This is a genomic window from Aeromonas cavernicola, from assembly GCF_002795305.1.
Taxonomy (GTDB): Bacteria; Pseudomonadota; Gammaproteobacteria; order Enterobacterales; family Aeromonadaceae; genus Aeromonas; species Aeromonas cavernicola.
Genome location: NZ_PGGC01000258.1, coordinates 1 through 1,318, shown reverse-complemented (window position 1 = coordinate 1,318; position 1,318 = coordinate 1). Strand labels below are relative to the sequence as shown.

1 protein-coding gene is annotated in these 1,318 nt (G+C 59.0%); it reads left to right on the top strand.

The genetic code is table 11. The annotated features are described in order from the left end of the window. Positions 1-1,318 (top strand): polysaccharide biosynthesis/export family protein (locus tag CUC53_RS18370; protein WP_100295418.1); only part of this gene is annotated, 1,318 nt, incomplete at both ends.

The following is a 1,318-nucleotide window of genomic DNA, read 5'->3' as shown; positions in this document are numbered from 1 at the left end:
GGGGTCCGTAACGAGCAGCTTAACGACACCCTGCTCGGCGCCATCACCCGCGTTTATCAAAAAAACGTCAGCGTCTACGCCACCTTAGATGTCAGTCAGCCGGTCAAAATCTTTGTCACCGGTTTTGTCAAACAGCCTGGCCTCTATGCTGGCCAATCTGGCGATGCCATCCTCTATTTTCTCGATAAAGCCGGCGGCATCGCCCCCGAACGGGGCAGCTACCTTGATGTGGCGCTCAAGCGCGGCGGCCAGACCCTGCGCCGCTTTAACCTCTACCAATTTTTGCTAAGCGGCACCTTGCAACCGACCCAGCTGCGCGATGGCGACACCCTGGTGGTCGCCCCGCTGCGCTATCAGGCCACGGTGCGTGGCAAGGTCGCCAACGCCAACAAGTTTGAACTCAGCAAACCCCACGTCACTTTGGCTGAGCTGCTGGCCCTCGCCAGCCCCGACGCCGACGCCACCCACATTCGGGTCAGCCGCAATCAGGGGGAGAATATCCGCATGGATAACTACCCCCTGCAAGACCCCACCCAATTGGAGAAGGTGATGGTCAGCAGCGGCGACACCGTCGAGGTCATCGCCGATAAGCGCTACGCCTCCATCGCGGTGCGGGTCGAAGGGGAGCACAACAGCGACCAAGAGGTGGTGCTGCGCTACGGCGCCCGCTTGGGCGATGTGCTCAATGGCCTCAAACTGACCCAAGATGCCGACATCAACGCCATCCAGCTTTATCGCACCTCGGTGCAGCAACGGCAAAAAGAGATGCTCGGCTCCTCGCTCAAGGCCTTTGAGGCGAGCATTTTGACCGCCCGCTCCTCGTCAGAGGGGGAAGCGAGCCTGCGCAAAAACGAGGCCGATTTGCTGATGAAGTGGGTGGAGCGAGCGCGCGACATTCAACCGAGCGGGCAAGTGGTGCTGGCCAATGCGCCGGATATGGAAGAGATACGGTTAGAGCCCGGCGACATCATCCGCATTCCGCGCCAAACCAATCTGGTGATGGTGCACGGGGACGTGATGTTCCCGAACGCGATATTGGCGGCGCCGCAGCGCACGGTGAGCGATTACGTCAACTTAGCGGGCGGCTTTACCCAAAAGGCCAGCAACTCGCGGATATTACTGCTGCACCGCGATGGCACTTTTAGTCAAATCGAGAAGAGCGAACTGGCCGACAACGACATCAAAGTGACCCCAGGGGATGAGATTTTTGTGCTGCCGCAAGTGGAGACCAAATCGCTGCAAATTACCAAAGACTTTACCAGCGTGCTGTATCAAATCGCCGTCTCGGCGGGCGTGTTGGCTGTCTCTTTTACACATC